We start from the raw sequence: 13,404 nt of genomic DNA on the forward strand, positions 1-13,404 counted from the left end.
TTGTAAATTCGTATGGATGTAGAAACCCGACAACTGCAACAACAACTCACAGAAGCAGGACAGCTTCCAGAAGTACTCATCCTGAAGCCGATTACCACTTCCACCAATGATGATGTACGGGAAATTGCACAAAAAGGTGTGCAGAGTGTCTTGGTATGCAGTACCAGACAAACGCATGGTCGAGGACAACGTCAACGGCAATGGGTATCACCCGAAGGGAACATCTATTTAAGCACATTGCTAAATTTACGAACACCTGTAAATGGGCGTTTGGCTTTAGAAATTGCGTTAAATATCTTGCAAATGCCGAGTCTACAGGCGCTGAATCTACAAGTAAAATGGCCAAATGACTTATACAGCCCGCAAGGCAAATGGGGCGGCATCTTAATTGAGCCAATTTCTGCACAGCAAGTCATTGTTGGGGTTGGGCTTAATCTTGCACCTGTCAGCTCAGCAGTTATTGATCAAAAAACCACATCTTTAACCGAACTGGGTTTGGTATCTATTGATCGTGTGCGCCTGATCGCAGAGCTTTATCTTGCCATTCAACAAGCCTGCGACTGGTTTAATCACGATTGCTATAATTTGGCATCTCGCTTCAATCATCATGCCGCATTTATGCAACAACAAGTTGAATTTGAACATTTTAAAGGTACTTGTCAGGGTACTTTTTTAGGCATTCAGGATGATGGCGCAGTGCAAATTGAAACGGCACAAGGGCTTGAAGTTTTTTATCAGGGACGTTTACGCCCTATCGATCATGCCGAGTCATCTTCATGAAAAATTTATGGCTAGATATTGGTAACACCCGCCTGAAATATTGGGTCACAGAACAAGACCGCATCATCGAACATGAAGCAGAATTGCATTTGCAATCTCCTGCCGATTTGTTGCTGGGTTTGATTCAACACTTTAAAAGTCTGAATGTGCATAAAGTAGGCGTGTCATCGGTACAAGATCAGAAGAATAATCAACGCATTCACTTGATTTTAAAAACCCTGAATGTGCCTGTGATTTATGCCAAAGTGCATGCAGATTATGCAGGTTTGCATTGTGAATATGATATTCAACAACTGGGGATAGATCGCTGGCTGCAAGTGCTTGCCGTGGCAAATGACCCACAAGAAAATTATTGTGTCATTAGTTGTGGTACGGCGCTGACTATTGATTTGGCGGATGGACTGACGCATTTAGGCGGCTATATTTTACCGAACTTATATTTGCAACGTGATGCACTGATTCAAAACACCAAAGGCATTAAAATTCCCGATGCTGCATTTGATGAACTCACCCCAGGACGCAGCACCATTGATGCTGTTCATCATGGTATTTTACTCGGCTTGCTCAGCACCATTGAGCATGTAATTCGACAGTCACCACGTAAACTGATTTTAACGGGTGGCGATGCACCGCTGTTTGCCAAATTCTTGCAGCAATATCAACCGCAAGTCGAGCAAGATTTATTGCTCAAAGGTTTGCAGCGTTATATTCAATATGCAACCCATGAAGTGCACTAAAAACCAAACATTGCTCCATCTACGCTGATAAATCTTTCGGTGTAGCTGTCATCTACGAATAAAGAACAACAAAAAAGCAGGCGCATTTTTATGCGCCTGCTTTTTTAACACTTTGATTCTAAGATGTTTTTAACAATTATTTCTTGGTTGGGTCGTTGCCACCAAACAATGGCCCCATACCGCCGCCACTGAATTGCTTTTGTAAACCGCCCAGTGAACGCATCATTTTTGCCATGCCCGATGGATTGGCAAATTTTTTCATCATTTTTGCCATTTGTGCATGTTGCTTGATCAACTTATTCACTTCTGACACATCCATACCACAACCCGCAGCAATACGTTTTTTACGGCTTGGATTCATCAGGTCTGGGTTACGACGCTCTTTGATGGTCATCGACTGGATAATCGCTTCCATCTTTTTCACTTGCTTTTCAGGATTGGCTTGCGCAATTGCATCTTGAATACCTGAGTTGCTCATGCCAGGCAACTTGTCTAAGAAGCCCATCATGCCGCCCATTTTATTCATTTGTTCAAACTGCATCAGCATATCTTCAAAGTTGAAGCTGCCGCCTTTTTGCAGTTTTTTCGCCATTTTTTCGGCTTTTTCTTTGTCGATTTTACGTTCAACTTCTTCGACCAAAGACAGCACGTCACCCATGCCCAAAATACGTTGTGCAACACGTTCTGGGTGGAATGGCTCTAGGGCATCGAGTTTTTCACCCATCCCCAAGAATTTAATTGGTTTACCCGTAATCGCACGAACTGAAAGTGCTGCACCACCGCGCGCATCACCATCAGTTTTAGTAAGGATTACACCTGTTAATGGCAAGGCATCATTAAAGGCTTTGGCTGTATTTGCCGCATCCTGACCCGTCATGGCATCGACCACGAACAAGGTTTCAGTCGGTTTAATCGCTGAATGTAATGCCTTGATTTCATCCATCATGTCATCATCGACGTGCAAACGACCTGCAGTATCGACAATTAACACATCAGCAAACTGAATTTTTGCCTGTTCGATGGCACGGTTGGCAATATCGACAGGGTTTTCATTGGCATTTGAGTCAAAGAAAATTGCGCCAACTTCGCCTGCAACCGTTTGTAGCTGTTTAATTGCCGCAGGACGGTAAACGTCGGCAGACACCATCGCCACTTTTTTCTTTTGACGTTCTTGTAAGAAACGTGCCAATTTTGCTGCAGTGGTGGTTTTACCCGCACCCTGCAAACCTGCCAATAACACCACAACCGGTGGCTTGGTAGCAAGGTCAAGGCTTTCATTGGCCTCGCCCATCATTTTTGTGAGTTCGTCATAGACAATTTTGACGAACGCCTGACCAGGGGATAACTGAGTCATCACTTCCTGACCCAATGCCTCTTCCTTAACTTTCGCGATGAATTCACGAGTTACAGGTAACGCCACATCGGCTTCAAGAAGTGCCATACGTACTTCACGTAACGTATCTTTAATATTGTCTTCGGTTAGCTGCCCTGAGCCAGTAACATTTCTTAAACTCTGCGTGAGTCGTTCTGTTAAGGTATCAAACATTGCAAATTCCGCTTAAAATAGCCATTAGCAAAAAAATGTTTCTTTAAAATAGAAAATTTATGCACAAGATGCTATAGGATACTGTAGTTCGCATCGAATTTATATAAATGAATATTCATCATCCTGAAAAAGGTTTGACATGATCAGTCTCCCCTTGGTTTATACGATTTTAGCATTAATCGCTTATACCAGTTCTTTTTGGTATTTATTTTCACATTTAATGTCTAAACGTGCGCCAAATCACTGGTTTATTCGTTCTCTGCTCAGTTTGGGCTTATTGCTGCATGCTGCCGTGTTGTATAACGATATGTGGACGCCGATGGGTGTCAACTACAACGTGTTTAACCTAATGTCATTTACTGCGGGTTTAATGTTGTTATTGAGCTTGCTGTTCAGCAGTTACCGACCTGTAATTGCGCTAAATTTGATTGGTATTCCTGTAGCAGCAGTGGGTTTAATTGCAGGTTTTTCATTCAGCCAACATAATTTATTTATTAACCAAAACTCGATTGGTTTAGATATTCATATTATTTTATCGCTGTCTGCTTATGCCGTATTGTTGATGGCGACCATTCATGCCGTGCTCATGTGGTTTCAAAACCGCGAACTGAAAAACAAACAAAAACGTCGGGTTTGGGTAAATTTGCTGCCGTCTTTGCAAGATATGGAATCTTTGCTGTTTGATATGTTGATTGCAGGTTTTGCCTTACTCACAGTCGCACTAGGTTTTGGTTTCTTTACGGTAGAACATTTCTTTGCACAGCATTTAGCACATAAAACTGCCTTTAGTATTATTTCTTGGTTTGTCTATGGGTCGTTGTTACTTGGGCGTTATAAGTTTGGCTGGCGTGGACAAAAAGCGATTCGCTTTACCATTATTGGCTTCTTTTTATTGGCGCTCGGTTTTATTGGTTCTAAATTTGTGTTGGAAATGATTTTGAGTAAGTAAGGTGTTTTTATTTTGCTCATTCAAAGTGTAGGATGATCAATTATTTAATAGCATAGTCGAGGGGGAATGGGCTGTTTAAATTAAGCCAATCATTTAAATGATTTCTAACGATGTAAGAACTCAATTAAAAGATCTAGTCTAGGATGCACATCAACTGCATGGACTAGATAAAACTTGAGATACAGATCACTGTGTCAAATACAACAGCTTAAATACCAGAACCTTAGCTACAACCACTTCAATTCAAAACCCTTTTCCTAGACAACCCACAGAAAAAAACGTATAACTCCACTTTTGTTTGAACTGGCAGCATCTTGTGAAACTGATTCTTGCACCCATGGAAGGCTTAACCGACCCCATCATGCGTGATGTAATCACGTCTGTAGGCAGTTTTGACTGGTGTGTAACAGAGTTTATTCGGGTCACAGACAGCATTTTGCCAGACCATATCTACCACACCTATTGCCCAGAACTACTCACCAATGGCAAAACTGCGGCAGGTACGCCTGTGCATGTTCAGTTTTTGGGGAATAATCCTGAAATGTTAGCCGCCAATGCAGCCAAAGTTGCGGCTATGGGTGCACCTGCAATTGATATGAACTTTGGCTGCCCTGCCAAAACAGTCAATCGGCATCGTGGCGGTTCAGTTTTACTCGATGAACCCGAAGTAGTATATGAACTGGTTAAAGCGGTTCGCGATGCCGTTCCTGCTCATATTCCAGTTTCCGCCAAAATGCGTCTAGGCTATATGGATCGGAACTTCATGCTAGAAAATGCGCACGCCATTGAAGATGCAGGCGCAGCATGGGTTACAGTACATGCACGTACCAAAGCCGATGGCTATACGCCTCCCGCATTTTGGGATCAGCTACGTCCTATTCGTGAAGCCTTGAAGATTAACGTCATCGCCAATGGTGAAATTTGGAACAATGCCGATGCCAAACAATGCCAGTTAGAATCGGGCTGTGAAGATTTGATGATTGGTCGTGGTGCGGTCACCACCCCAGATTTGACCCAATGTATTCGTCAAAATTCAGACCTGCCTTTGCTGAGTTGGCAAGATTTGCTGCAACTACAAATTCGCTTTATTCACGGCCCTGCCAAAACAGAAATTGGGATGCTGGGACGTTATAAACAATGGCTCGGCATGATGTCGAAACATTATCCCGAAGCCAAAGCTTTGTGGGATGAAATCAAGCGTCTGAAAAAGCTGGATGAAATCATTGAAAAATTAGTCGCGCACACGACTTAAACATTGAATCCATCAAACTCAAGCTTCATCTAAAAAATTTCAGCTTTTATTAGGGTCTGCTGACAATTCGTCTATGTTTGCGGCGATGCATATTTTTTAGCTGATATAAGGCATGGGACAGGAAATTTAGTCATTCTAAATGACTGGCACATAACGCAATAGCAGCAAAAAATATGCTCGCCCTGAAAGGCTGTGGCTAAAACTTTCTCAGATTGTGTTATGAAACTTAGCAATAGTCTCGCTATTACTTGCGTTTCATGCCTGATCTGCTCAGTTTTAGCCTACAGCGCAAGCCATTTATGAAATGTCAAAAGCCCCTAGTGAATATCGGCTATTCAACCTTGCTGACAAAGCTTGGCATTTCCCATGCACTGCCTGCAAAACCTTTGCATTGTCCTGCATCGAATTGATAGCTTTTGACAAACTGCTGACCATTCCACGCCCACTCAATTTGACTGAAACAATCGCCAATTCCACGCCCTTTTTGATAGGCAAAAATCTGTCCATTGCTAAATTCTGAAGCAGAATCAGTTACAAATTGCTGTATCTTTTGCAGTTTTTTATCCATAACCCAATAAGCCACACCCCAATTATAAGCCCCTCGCCAACAGCTTGCCTCAACCAACACGCTATCTTGATTTAAGGGATAAGTATGAATCTGCTGTTCTGCTTGTTCAGGTTCAAACAGCATATAACAATCTTCACGATCTACGGTTTTTTGTAAAATTGGATATAACTTTTCTGCACTGGCCGCGGTAAGCACCTGTGCTTTGGCGGTTCGGTGTTGAGGCTGCATGAGAATGTTAATTTTAGGCATCGCTTGCGCTTTTAAGACCTGCGTGGATGCTTGATTGCCTTTTGCCAATATTGCGGAGTCTGTACCCACACGTTTTTGAAATTCATCCATTTTTAGCAACACTGCACTCATGCCTGCATCAGACAATTTCCAGCGTTGTTGGCCATGTTTTAACTCGATCACGACATGCTGACGCGCCTGTGCCAACAGCTTTTGCACACTGGCAGTAGATAGATTGGCGATACTTTCATGAAAGTTTAATTGCTGCAAAGCACGTCCATTTAAAAATAAAGTCGCTTGAGCAATATCCTCCTGAATTTGCAATTGCCCTTGTACAGAAGTCTTTGCACCTGCTTGACGGGTCAATAACATACTGATCGGTAGTTCAAAATCATCATCGCTTTGGTAGCCTGCAGCACGGCAAGTTCCTGTATTATCACAGGCCAACTCCCAATCTTGATGCTGAAAATACAGTCCTTGCAAAGCAGTCGACTGGCTTGCAGCAATCATTTTTTCAGCAGTGATGGGTGCTGAAAAAATATTTACGCTACCCAACAAACCACCGATCGCCAGTAATATTTTTAGATTGCATTTGAAATTCATAATCTTTGCAACTCCTGAAATTGTCATCTGTGATTCAACGACTTAATCAAGGCTAGATTTAACACCTTGCCTACTTAGCTCAATAAAAAAGCACGCCAGAGCATGCTTTTCTAATGCAATTTAACATCAAGATTTAATGCAAAAGATTACGATTCCTGCGTTAAATCCTTGACCGTGGTGCTTGCGCCATTGGTTTTCACCGACTCAATGCCTTTGTCACGTGATTGTTCAGAAGTATAGAGCTGACTCGTACCAATAATCTGATGGTTGGCAGCTTTTAAATTAAAATACGGCTTATCATTCTTAGATGTCAATCGATCATAACGCCCATCATCCTGACTGTTCTTTTGTACCGAAGCGATGCCATTTTTTGCCGATGCTTTCGCCTTATACTGTTCACTGGTTAAGATAATTTCGCCATTCCCAGCTTTAAGTACAAAGCGGTACTGACCATTGCTTGCTTGTGAAATCTCAAACCATCCTGACATACTTGCCCCCAGTTTTCTTATGAGTGGTGAAGTGTGTTGTTGAATGATGCTAGGCTTTAAACTGCCTAAAAATTATTCTTTTCACTTAAAATATAAAGGACTTAGGCACAAGAAAACAGTATTAATTTTGTACACTCTTAAAGTTATTGTTGCTCAATTTGAATACTAAAATACTTTTATAAACTCCATAAAAAAGCGCAGGCAACTCAAGTCGCCTGCGCTGTTGAAATCTGCTTAAACTTAAGCTTTTTTCACATATTCAGATTTTAATTTCATAGCCCCCATGCCATCAATCTTACAATCAATGTCATGACCATCTGCTGCATCTGGAATTAAGCGAATATTTTTCACTTTCGTTCCCACTTTTACAGCAGCCGAAGAACCTTTAATTTTCAGGTCTTTAATCACAGTCACCGTGTCGCCATCTGCCAACACGTTGCCGTTTGCATCTTTAATCACAGCAGCAGTTTCTTCTAGCTGTTCCCCTTCTTTCCACTCATGTGAGCATTCAGGACAAATCAGTAGGTCGCCATCTTGGTAAGTGTATTCTGATTGGCATTTTGGGCAATTTGGCAAAGACATAAAAAACCTCAAAAACTATATTATAGCATTTTTTACTGAATTTTCATAAACTTAAAATCCTTATAAAGCACAAGGATAATCAAATAAAACTCTTTAATTGGACTGTGCTAAGCGTTGCAGCATCACCCGTTTTAATACCACTACATGATTGTGCTGCTCATCTTTAGCTGCTGTGACCAGAGTGATTTTTTGCTGCTGTGCCAGTTCACACAACGCCTGTAAAGCCTCTTCTTGCTCTGCTAATTCAGCTATATAACGCTGCTGAAACTCATCCCAATGTTGTTCAGGGTTTTGATGATACCATTTACGCAGCCCAGTCGAAGGCGTAATTTCTTTGGGCCATAAGTCAATACGAGCGCGTTCTTTACTCACACCACGCGGCCATAAGCGATCAACCAGCACCCGTGTTCCATCTGCCTGAGTCGCTTCAAGATAAGCGCGTTTCATTGCAATATCCATATTTGCACCTCTGCATCTTTTATGATGACGTCATCAGCGCCAAAGTTTTAGGCAGCAGATTATGTATCACAAATAAAAAAGCATGTGATCAACACATGCTTTTCAGATACCCGATTTAATCTTCGTAATCGTCTTCGTCTTCATCATCGTAGACGTAAGCCATACAGCCCCAGCCATCGTATTCACCGCCATGTTCTTCAGCAATTTTGCTGAACCATTGCTCTAAATCGACAATGTCTGAATACTCTGGTTCCATGTAAACATAAATGGTAATGATCCATTCAACTGCGTCAGATTCTTCATCTTGGAATAATGAAATTTTTTGTTCTTCGGCCAACAAATACAAAGCACATTTTTCAGCTTGTTCTTGTGTGGTAAAAGCGATGGAGTACTCAATCTCATGTGGCTCTGTCAGGTCATCCCCATCTTCATGCATTTGCCAAAGTACATTGCCATTATCATCATCAGGGAATTGTTCATAGTCACGTGTCATGCGAATATCCTTGTTATCTTTTTAGCCAATATATATCTGGCAAGTGACAAAATAGTGAATTCAACATAGCACAAATTTGCCCGAAGGACTCAATTTTCATCTCGTTTTACACTGACTTTAGTCTGAATTACCCAGAAGCTTGCTTTTACATGACACTACAATTGCTTTAAGCATTTGCAGCCAGTTTAATTTGTGGCATCTGACAAGATGCTTTCCTGTTTAAATGCCAACAGTAAAGCAGCAAACTTTAATTCTTCTTGTCGAAGTGTTAAGTAAGAGTCTAGAATTTTTGCGTGTCCAAATGCAGCCGCATAATGATTCAGCAAAGTAAAATCATCCTGCAAAGCTTGAAGCGATTCAGCCAGATTATGTTCAGTCAGCTGCGCCAAATATAAATCTGCTTTACTATTAAATGCTTGAGCCAGCAAAGTCACTGCCGCTAGACGGCGTTGCTCATCGACAAAAGCACAATGCGCAACTTCTTGATTTTTAACCGCATCTTGAATCTTGTGTCGTACTTGCTGCAGGTGTTGTGCTGCATCACTATAGCCATAACCTTCAATCAGATCATCCAATAGCTGCTGTGCAGGCAACTGAAAAGCAGGCGTATGATGTTCAATTTTATGATACAGCGCGGTCATAATCTGTTCGAGTTGCTGACGTTCTTCAACCAAGTTATAAAAAGCACCCAATTGATCTTGTGCTGTTTTAAGCGTTTTGGCTTTGGTTTTTTGCTCATGCTCGGCTAAAAAATCTCGAACTTTTTCAACTTGTTGCTTGCACTGCTCCCGCGTATTTTCCGCTTCGGATTTAATCATTTCTACAAACATTTCTACTTGTTGGCGACGTTCTAATACATATTGCTCAACGTCTAAAATATGTTGATAGTGCTGCAAGGTTTCTAAACGACCTTTTAAACTGCCTATTTCGATGCGTAGCATGGTGAGCTGATGCTCTAATTCATTACTTTCTAACTCATCGGACGCCAAATTGGAGCGAGTGCGGTCTAAATTGCTTTGTAAAGATTGAATGCTGGCAGACAACTCACGGCGGCGCTGAGATTGCCAAAAAATAATCACCACCAAAACAATAATGATTGCACCCAATATATACAGCATATAACTTCTCCCACCCGCATTGGTCTGCCATATTTTGAAAAACCATCTTCAGTTTTTAAAGACGCTTTCTAACCCGCTTTGACAGCCCACCACACTCAAAAACACAAAATTTTAAAACAGCGAGTTATTCATTTCCTTCATTTATGCCAAGGCAAATGAATAACGACAACTCTAAGGATACGTTAGCGAGTTAGCGGCACGAAGACTATCCCAATTTTTGAGTATTTTCACAAAAAAATTGAAAAATGTGCGCCTGTTAGAAAAATTGAATCCCAAAATCTCTAAAAAGGAAGCTGTGCTCGAATTGCAACAGGAACTTGGCTTAAAGGTTGCGTGAAAGCCAAATAACTGGCATGCAGCGCCATCCGACCTAAAGTGCTTTTTTTCGGTTCAGGATGATATAACTTATCGCCTGTAATGGGATGTCCAATATATTGCATGTGTACTCGTAACTGATGTGAGCGCCCTGTAAGCGGGGTGAGCAATACACGGGTAATATCTTCAACCGCACAATATTCCAAAGCCTGATACAGCGTTTGCGCAGGCTTGCCTAAATCGAAATGCACAATTTGGCGTGGACGGTTTTCCCAATCGGTAATTAAAGGCACATCGACACTGCCCTCACCTTCAAGTTTGCCTTGAATTAAAGCAATGTAGTTTTTTTCTACTGTTCGCGCCTGAAACATTTTACTCAATGCGACTTCTGCATCACGATGCTTGGCAAACATGAGAATACCTGAGGTCGCCATATCTAAACGATGGGCAATTTTTGCCTGAGGATAATCTGCGAGTACTCTTAAATATGCGCTGTCCTGATGTTCGGGCAAACGCCCAGGCACCGACAATAAACCTGCGGGCTTATCAATCACCAATAAATCGTCATCTTCATAGACAATCACTAAGGGTTCTTGTGGAGGTGCATAAATAAAGTTGTCGTTTAAAGCCATGAACATACAGCATACAAAGCGGTGCGGGCAAAATATCAAGCACAGCCCGAACTGTCAATTCAGTCGGGCGATGTACTTTTTAGTGTAAAGATTTAGATTTTGAATTGGCTGAGTCTGCCAAGCTTAATCTGTCAAACTTAGTCTGCGAAACTTAGTCTGCCAAACTTAGTCTGCTAAATAGTATTCCACCGTAGACACCACACGTACTTTTTTCAAATATGGCGTGTTGCTGTCACGGTCTTCAATACTAAATACGCCCTGATTGGCCGATTTAATTTTGCCTAAACGACTGTCAGAATCTGCAGCAAATTTTTCTGCAACACTGCGGGCATTTTGTGTGGCTTGCTCAATCATGGCAGGTTTGATGTCATTTAGTTGCGTATATAAATATTCGGTGCGTTGCCCGTAATCCTCACCGCCAAAGGCAATTCCATTTTTACCTAAATCGACCAAACGGCTTTGTGCGCTGCGCACTTTATCAATATTTTTGGTATAGACCGTAATGGTTTGATGTGCGGTATAACGCAAAGCAACATTGCCATCGCCACCATATTGCTGGGCGTATTTATCGGTAATTACAGGAGCAGCAATGGTGATTTCTTCAGGACTAAAACCTTCATTTTTTAAAAAGTTTTGAATCTGGGATGTTTGGCTTTGCATGGTGTCGTACAGCGCGGCCAAGTCTTGACTGGCGGTACTAAAACGAATTGGCCACACCGCCACATTGGCTTTTACTTCACGTTCAGACAAACCTTTGACTGAAACCACACGCTCATATTGTTTAATTTTGAGTGCGCTATTGCCCAATATCCAACCTGCGAGCACCATTCCCAAACAAATTAGACCGCCTAAAATCAATGCAGGTTTAAATTGATTCATGTTTGCCAACTCCTCAAATTGCGGGCTTTTCGCCTCTATTTCAATGACCGTGTGTTTTTAATGTACTGTCTAAAGCGGTTGTTTCTATGCTTTTCGATGCTTGTTTATAGAGTTTTAAATTAAGGTCGCATCATATACAGCGCAATGAGTGGCGCAATATTCAATAGCAATACCCCAATTTTATAGACTGCCATGCCGCCATAATGAATGGCATCAAAACTTGCATCTGACAATTTGAACCATCTGCCATGTAACTGTCGCAGCCAGTCATGCGCGAAAATCACCACCACAAACCACAGCATTAAAATGGCATAGTTAATCAGTGCGCAGGTCAGTAATAAACGACACCAAAAATCGTAATCAACACTCATATCACACCTAATTAGATGTAGATGATTATTGCAAATTAACAGATTTGAATGAAAAATTTGATGGGAGTTTTGTAGCAGAAAGATGGTTTAAAATTCATTTAAGCTTTTATTTTGTCTGGATTTTATTGTCTTGATCTTGTTTTGTATTTTATATTTTTAACAATATTCTTTAGGGTGTTAGGGAAAACAACTGTGGTTTACTTCAACTATCATGCTGGATAAGCCATGATCTTATAGCCTATAAACTTCTGGTTTATAGCGTCCTAAGCCGAATCGAGACCTTTTGGGTAAGTACTACACGCACGTTGTACGCAACTGGTAGCAATCTACTCTTTTCGATCCCCATCACACCCTTGAGATATATAGTAGTGATTTGAGGATGGGATTGTTTCCCCGTAATGATTTTATTTTGATTAATTTTTAAAATTTTTATCACTTTTTAAGTCATATTTTAAAAAATTTTCCAAATAGACATTTTTTATGCACTTAAATCATCAAATAAAGCTCAAATATCAAATTTATTACCATGCTTGTTTTTAAAATATTTTCAAACTGACCCAAAAACCTATGTTGAGGATTCAACAACTTTCTTTTTGCCTCGAATCCAGCGAATTGCCCAAATTAAAGTCAGGAGCACCACAAAAACCACCAATACAGGCACAATGAAGGACAACACTGAAAGTACGGCAGCCCCAATCCACTCTCCTGTAGAAATCACAGGATTTGCAACACCACCTATGGTTGCGGTTGATACACCACGTGCCGCAACTGTACTCATTTGCACCACACCCGCTGTTCCACCACCGACAATAATGGCAGAACCCCAACTGGCAAATTGCGACATTTCGCCACTGCTTACAGCCATTGTGGTGAGTGTACCTGCAATCATGGCGGCAGGCGTTGCAACGGTATCGAGTAAGTTATCAACCCACGGTACATAATACGCAGCAATTTCACTGATTGTTGCCACGGTCAAAGCCAGACAAACAGCAGGCATCGCCAACCATTCAAAACCTTTTAAGGGTTCAAACCAACCCATGAGCGCGGCAACACTCATAACCAATAAAGGTACGAAAACCCGAAAACCACTGGCAGCACTTAGCCCAATGCCGACACATAAACCGAGTATTGTTTCCATGTTGTACCTCATTGCCTTGGGTTTTCTTTAGGTAAAATAGCAAAAAGCCCCATCGGGTGATAGGGCTTTAGATTAAAACAGGATCAGCTGTTTTATGTCGTGTAGCTTAGGCAACCTTGTTGTTATATTGGGTGCCATGGCATTTGGTACACGGTGGTAGACGGTCTGTACCAATTTCTAAGTAAACGCGATGCCCGCATTGGACACAAAAATAGAAGCCTGTTCCTGGTTTATCACCTGCAGTTACCATCTTTGTTCTCCGTGTG

16 protein-coding genes are annotated in these 13,404 nt (G+C 41.5%); 4 read left to right on the forward strand and 12 right to left on the reverse strand.

What is annotated here, in order from left to right:
- Positions 1–12: 12 nt before the first annotated feature.
- Complete coding sequence (locus F947_RS04020) at positions 13–780, forward strand: biotin--[acetyl-CoA-carboxylase] ligase (protein WP_004972369.1); 768 nt, start codon at positions 13–15, stop codon at positions 778–780.
- Positions 777–1,517 carry a type III pantothenate kinase gene (locus F947_RS04025; protein ID WP_004972372.1) on the forward strand — a complete coding sequence of 247 codons (741 nt, stop codon included), beginning with the start codon at positions 777–779 and terminating at the stop codon, positions 1,515–1,517. The genes F947_RS04020 and F947_RS04025 overlap by 4 nt, the downstream gene beginning before the upstream one ends.
- A 136-nt stretch (positions 1,518–1,653) precedes the next feature.
- On the opposite strand, the gene ffh is transcribed toward F947_RS04025, so the two are convergent.
- Positions 1,654–3,063 carry a signal recognition particle protein gene (ffh, locus tag F947_RS04030; protein ID WP_004972374.1) on the reverse strand — a complete coding sequence of 470 codons (1,410 nt, stop codon included), beginning with the start codon at positions 3,061–3,063 and terminating at the stop codon, positions 1,654–1,656.
- 139 nt (positions 3,064–3,202) lie between these two features.
- On the opposite strand from ffh, the gene F947_RS04035 reads away from it, so the two are divergent.
- Complete coding sequence (locus tag F947_RS04035) at positions 3,203–4,012, forward strand: cytochrome C assembly family protein (RefSeq protein WP_004972376.1); 810 nt, start codon at positions 3,203–3,205, stop codon at positions 4,010–4,012.
- A gap of 316 nt (positions 4,013–4,328) precedes the next feature.
- Entirely contained in the window at positions 4,329–5,264 is a 936-nt protein-coding gene (locus tag F947_RS04040) for a tRNA dihydrouridine synthase (RefSeq protein ID WP_026438289.1), read from the forward strand.
- A gap of 331 nt (positions 5,265–5,595) precedes the next feature.
- Here the strand turns inward: F947_RS04040 and F947_RS04045 are convergent, their stop codons facing one another.
- From F947_RS04045 to F947_RS14185, 11 genes are all read right to left on the reverse strand, one after another.
- Positions 5,596–6,663, reverse strand: a complete 1,068-nt coding sequence (locus tag F947_RS04045; protein ID WP_004972381.1) for a DUF1176 domain-containing protein — start codon at positions 6,661–6,663, stop codon at positions 5,596–5,598.
- Positions 6,664–6,809: 146 nt separating this feature from the next.
- Entirely contained in the window at positions 6,810–7,151 is a 342-nt protein-coding gene (locus F947_RS04050) for a YegP family protein (protein WP_004972386.1), read from the reverse strand.
- 240 nt (positions 7,152–7,391) lie between these two features.
- Positions 7,392–7,733: a zinc ribbon domain-containing protein YjdM gene (locus F947_RS04055; protein WP_004972388.1), complete on the reverse strand. Its 342-nt coding sequence runs from the start codon at positions 7,731–7,733 to the stop codon at positions 7,392–7,394.
- 93 nt (positions 7,734–7,826) lie between these two features.
- Entirely contained in the window at positions 7,827–8,192 is a 366-nt protein-coding gene (locus F947_RS04060; protein WP_004972391.1) for a DUF488 domain-containing protein, read from the reverse strand.
- Positions 8,193–8,307: 115 nt separating this feature from the next.
- The gene (locus F947_RS04065; RefSeq protein WP_004972392.1) at positions 8,308–8,685 is read right to left on the reverse strand and encodes a ribonuclease E inhibitor RraB; all 378 of its coding nucleotides are present in this window, start codon (positions 8,683–8,685) and stop codon (positions 8,308–8,310) included.
- Positions 8,686–8,870: 185 nt separating this feature from the next.
- Positions 8,871–9,803: an SNIPE associated domain-containing protein gene (locus tag F947_RS04070; protein ID WP_004972395.1), complete on the reverse strand. Its 933-nt coding sequence runs from the start codon at positions 9,801–9,803 to the stop codon at positions 8,871–8,873.
- Between the two features lie 281 nt (positions 9,804–10,084).
- The gene (locus F947_RS04075) at positions 10,085–10,750 is read right to left on the reverse strand and encodes an RluA family pseudouridine synthase (protein WP_004972397.1); all 666 of its coding nucleotides are present in this window, start codon (positions 10,748–10,750) and stop codon (positions 10,085–10,087) included.
- A 165-nt stretch (positions 10,751–10,915) separates the two neighbouring features.
- Complete coding sequence (locus tag F947_RS04080) at positions 10,916–11,629, reverse strand: SIMPL domain-containing protein (protein ID WP_004972399.1); 714 nt, start codon at positions 11,627–11,629, stop codon at positions 10,916–10,918.
- A 119-nt stretch (positions 11,630–11,748) separates the two neighbouring features.
- Positions 11,749–12,000: a DUF6868 family protein gene (locus F947_RS04085; protein ID WP_004972400.1), complete on the reverse strand. Its 252-nt coding sequence runs from the start codon at positions 11,998–12,000 to the stop codon at positions 11,749–11,751.
- Between the two features lie 565 nt (positions 12,001–12,565).
- Positions 12,566–13,138 carry a DUF4126 domain-containing protein gene (locus F947_RS04090; protein ID WP_004972402.1) on the reverse strand — a complete coding sequence of 191 codons (573 nt, stop codon included), beginning with the start codon at positions 13,136–13,138 and terminating at the stop codon, positions 12,566–12,568.
- A gap of 106 nt (positions 13,139–13,244) precedes the next feature.
- Positions 13,245–13,388, reverse strand: coding sequence for a zinc ribbon-containing protein (locus F947_RS14185; RefSeq protein ID WP_004972403.1), 144 nt, complete (start codon positions 13,386–13,388; stop codon positions 13,245–13,247).
- Between the last annotated feature and the right edge of the window lie 16 nt (positions 13,389–13,404).

The organism is Acinetobacter towneri DSM 14962 = CIP 107472, from assembly GCF_000368785.1.
GTDB classification, from domain to species: Bacteria; Pseudomonadota; Gammaproteobacteria; order Pseudomonadales; family Moraxellaceae; genus Acinetobacter; species Acinetobacter towneri.

Coding starts and splice junctions, on each gene's coding strand:
- F947_RS04080 (WP_004972399.1), bottom strand. CDS start 11,629: ATGAATCAATTTAAACCTGCATTGATTTTAGGCGGTCTAATTTGTTTG.
- F947_RS04060 (WP_004972391.1), bottom strand. CDS start 8,192: ATGGATATTGCAATGAAACGCGCTTATCTTGAAGCGACTCAGGCAGAT.
- F947_RS04035 (WP_004972376.1), top strand. CDS start 3,203: ATGATCAGTCTCCCCTTGGTTTATACGATTTTAGCATTAATCGCTTAT.
- F947_RS04020 (WP_004972369.1), top strand. CDS start 13: ATGGATGTAGAAACCCGACAACTGCAACAACAACTCACAGAAGCAGGA.
- F947_RS04045 (WP_004972381.1), bottom strand. CDS start 6,663: ATGAATTTCAAATGCAATCTAAAAATATTACTGGCGATCGGTGGTTTG.
- F947_RS04050 (WP_004972386.1), bottom strand. CDS start 7,151: ATGTCAGGATGGTTTGAGATTTCACAAGCAAGCAATGGTCAGTACCGC.
- F947_RS14185 (WP_004972403.1), bottom strand. CDS start 13,388: ATGGTAACTGCAGGTGATAAACCAGGAACAGGCTTCTATTTTTGTGTC.
- F947_RS04070 (WP_004972395.1), bottom strand. CDS start 9,803: ATGCTGTATATATTGGGTGCAATCATTATTGTTTTGGTGGTGATTATT.
- ffh (WP_004972374.1), bottom strand. CDS start 3,063: ATGTTTGATACCTTAACAGAACGACTCACGCAGAGTTTAAGAAATGTT.
- F947_RS04065 (WP_004972392.1), bottom strand. CDS start 8,685: ATGACACGTGACTATGAACAATTCCCTGATGATGATAATGGCAATGTA.
- F947_RS04025 (WP_004972372.1), top strand. CDS start 777: ATGAAAAATTTATGGCTAGATATTGGTAACACCCGCCTGAAATATTGG.
- F947_RS04075 (WP_004972397.1), bottom strand. CDS start 10,750: ATGGCTTTAAACGACAACTTTATTTATGCACCTCCACAAGAACCCTTA.
- F947_RS04085 (WP_004972400.1), bottom strand. CDS start 12,000: ATGAGTGTTGATTACGATTTTTGGTGTCGTTTATTACTGACCTGCGCA.
- F947_RS04090 (WP_004972402.1), bottom strand. CDS start 13,138: ATGGAAACAATACTCGGTTTATGTGTCGGCATTGGGCTAAGTGCTGCC.
- F947_RS04055 (WP_004972388.1), bottom strand. CDS start 7,733: ATGTCTTTGCCAAATTGCCCAAAATGCCAATCAGAATACACTTACCAA.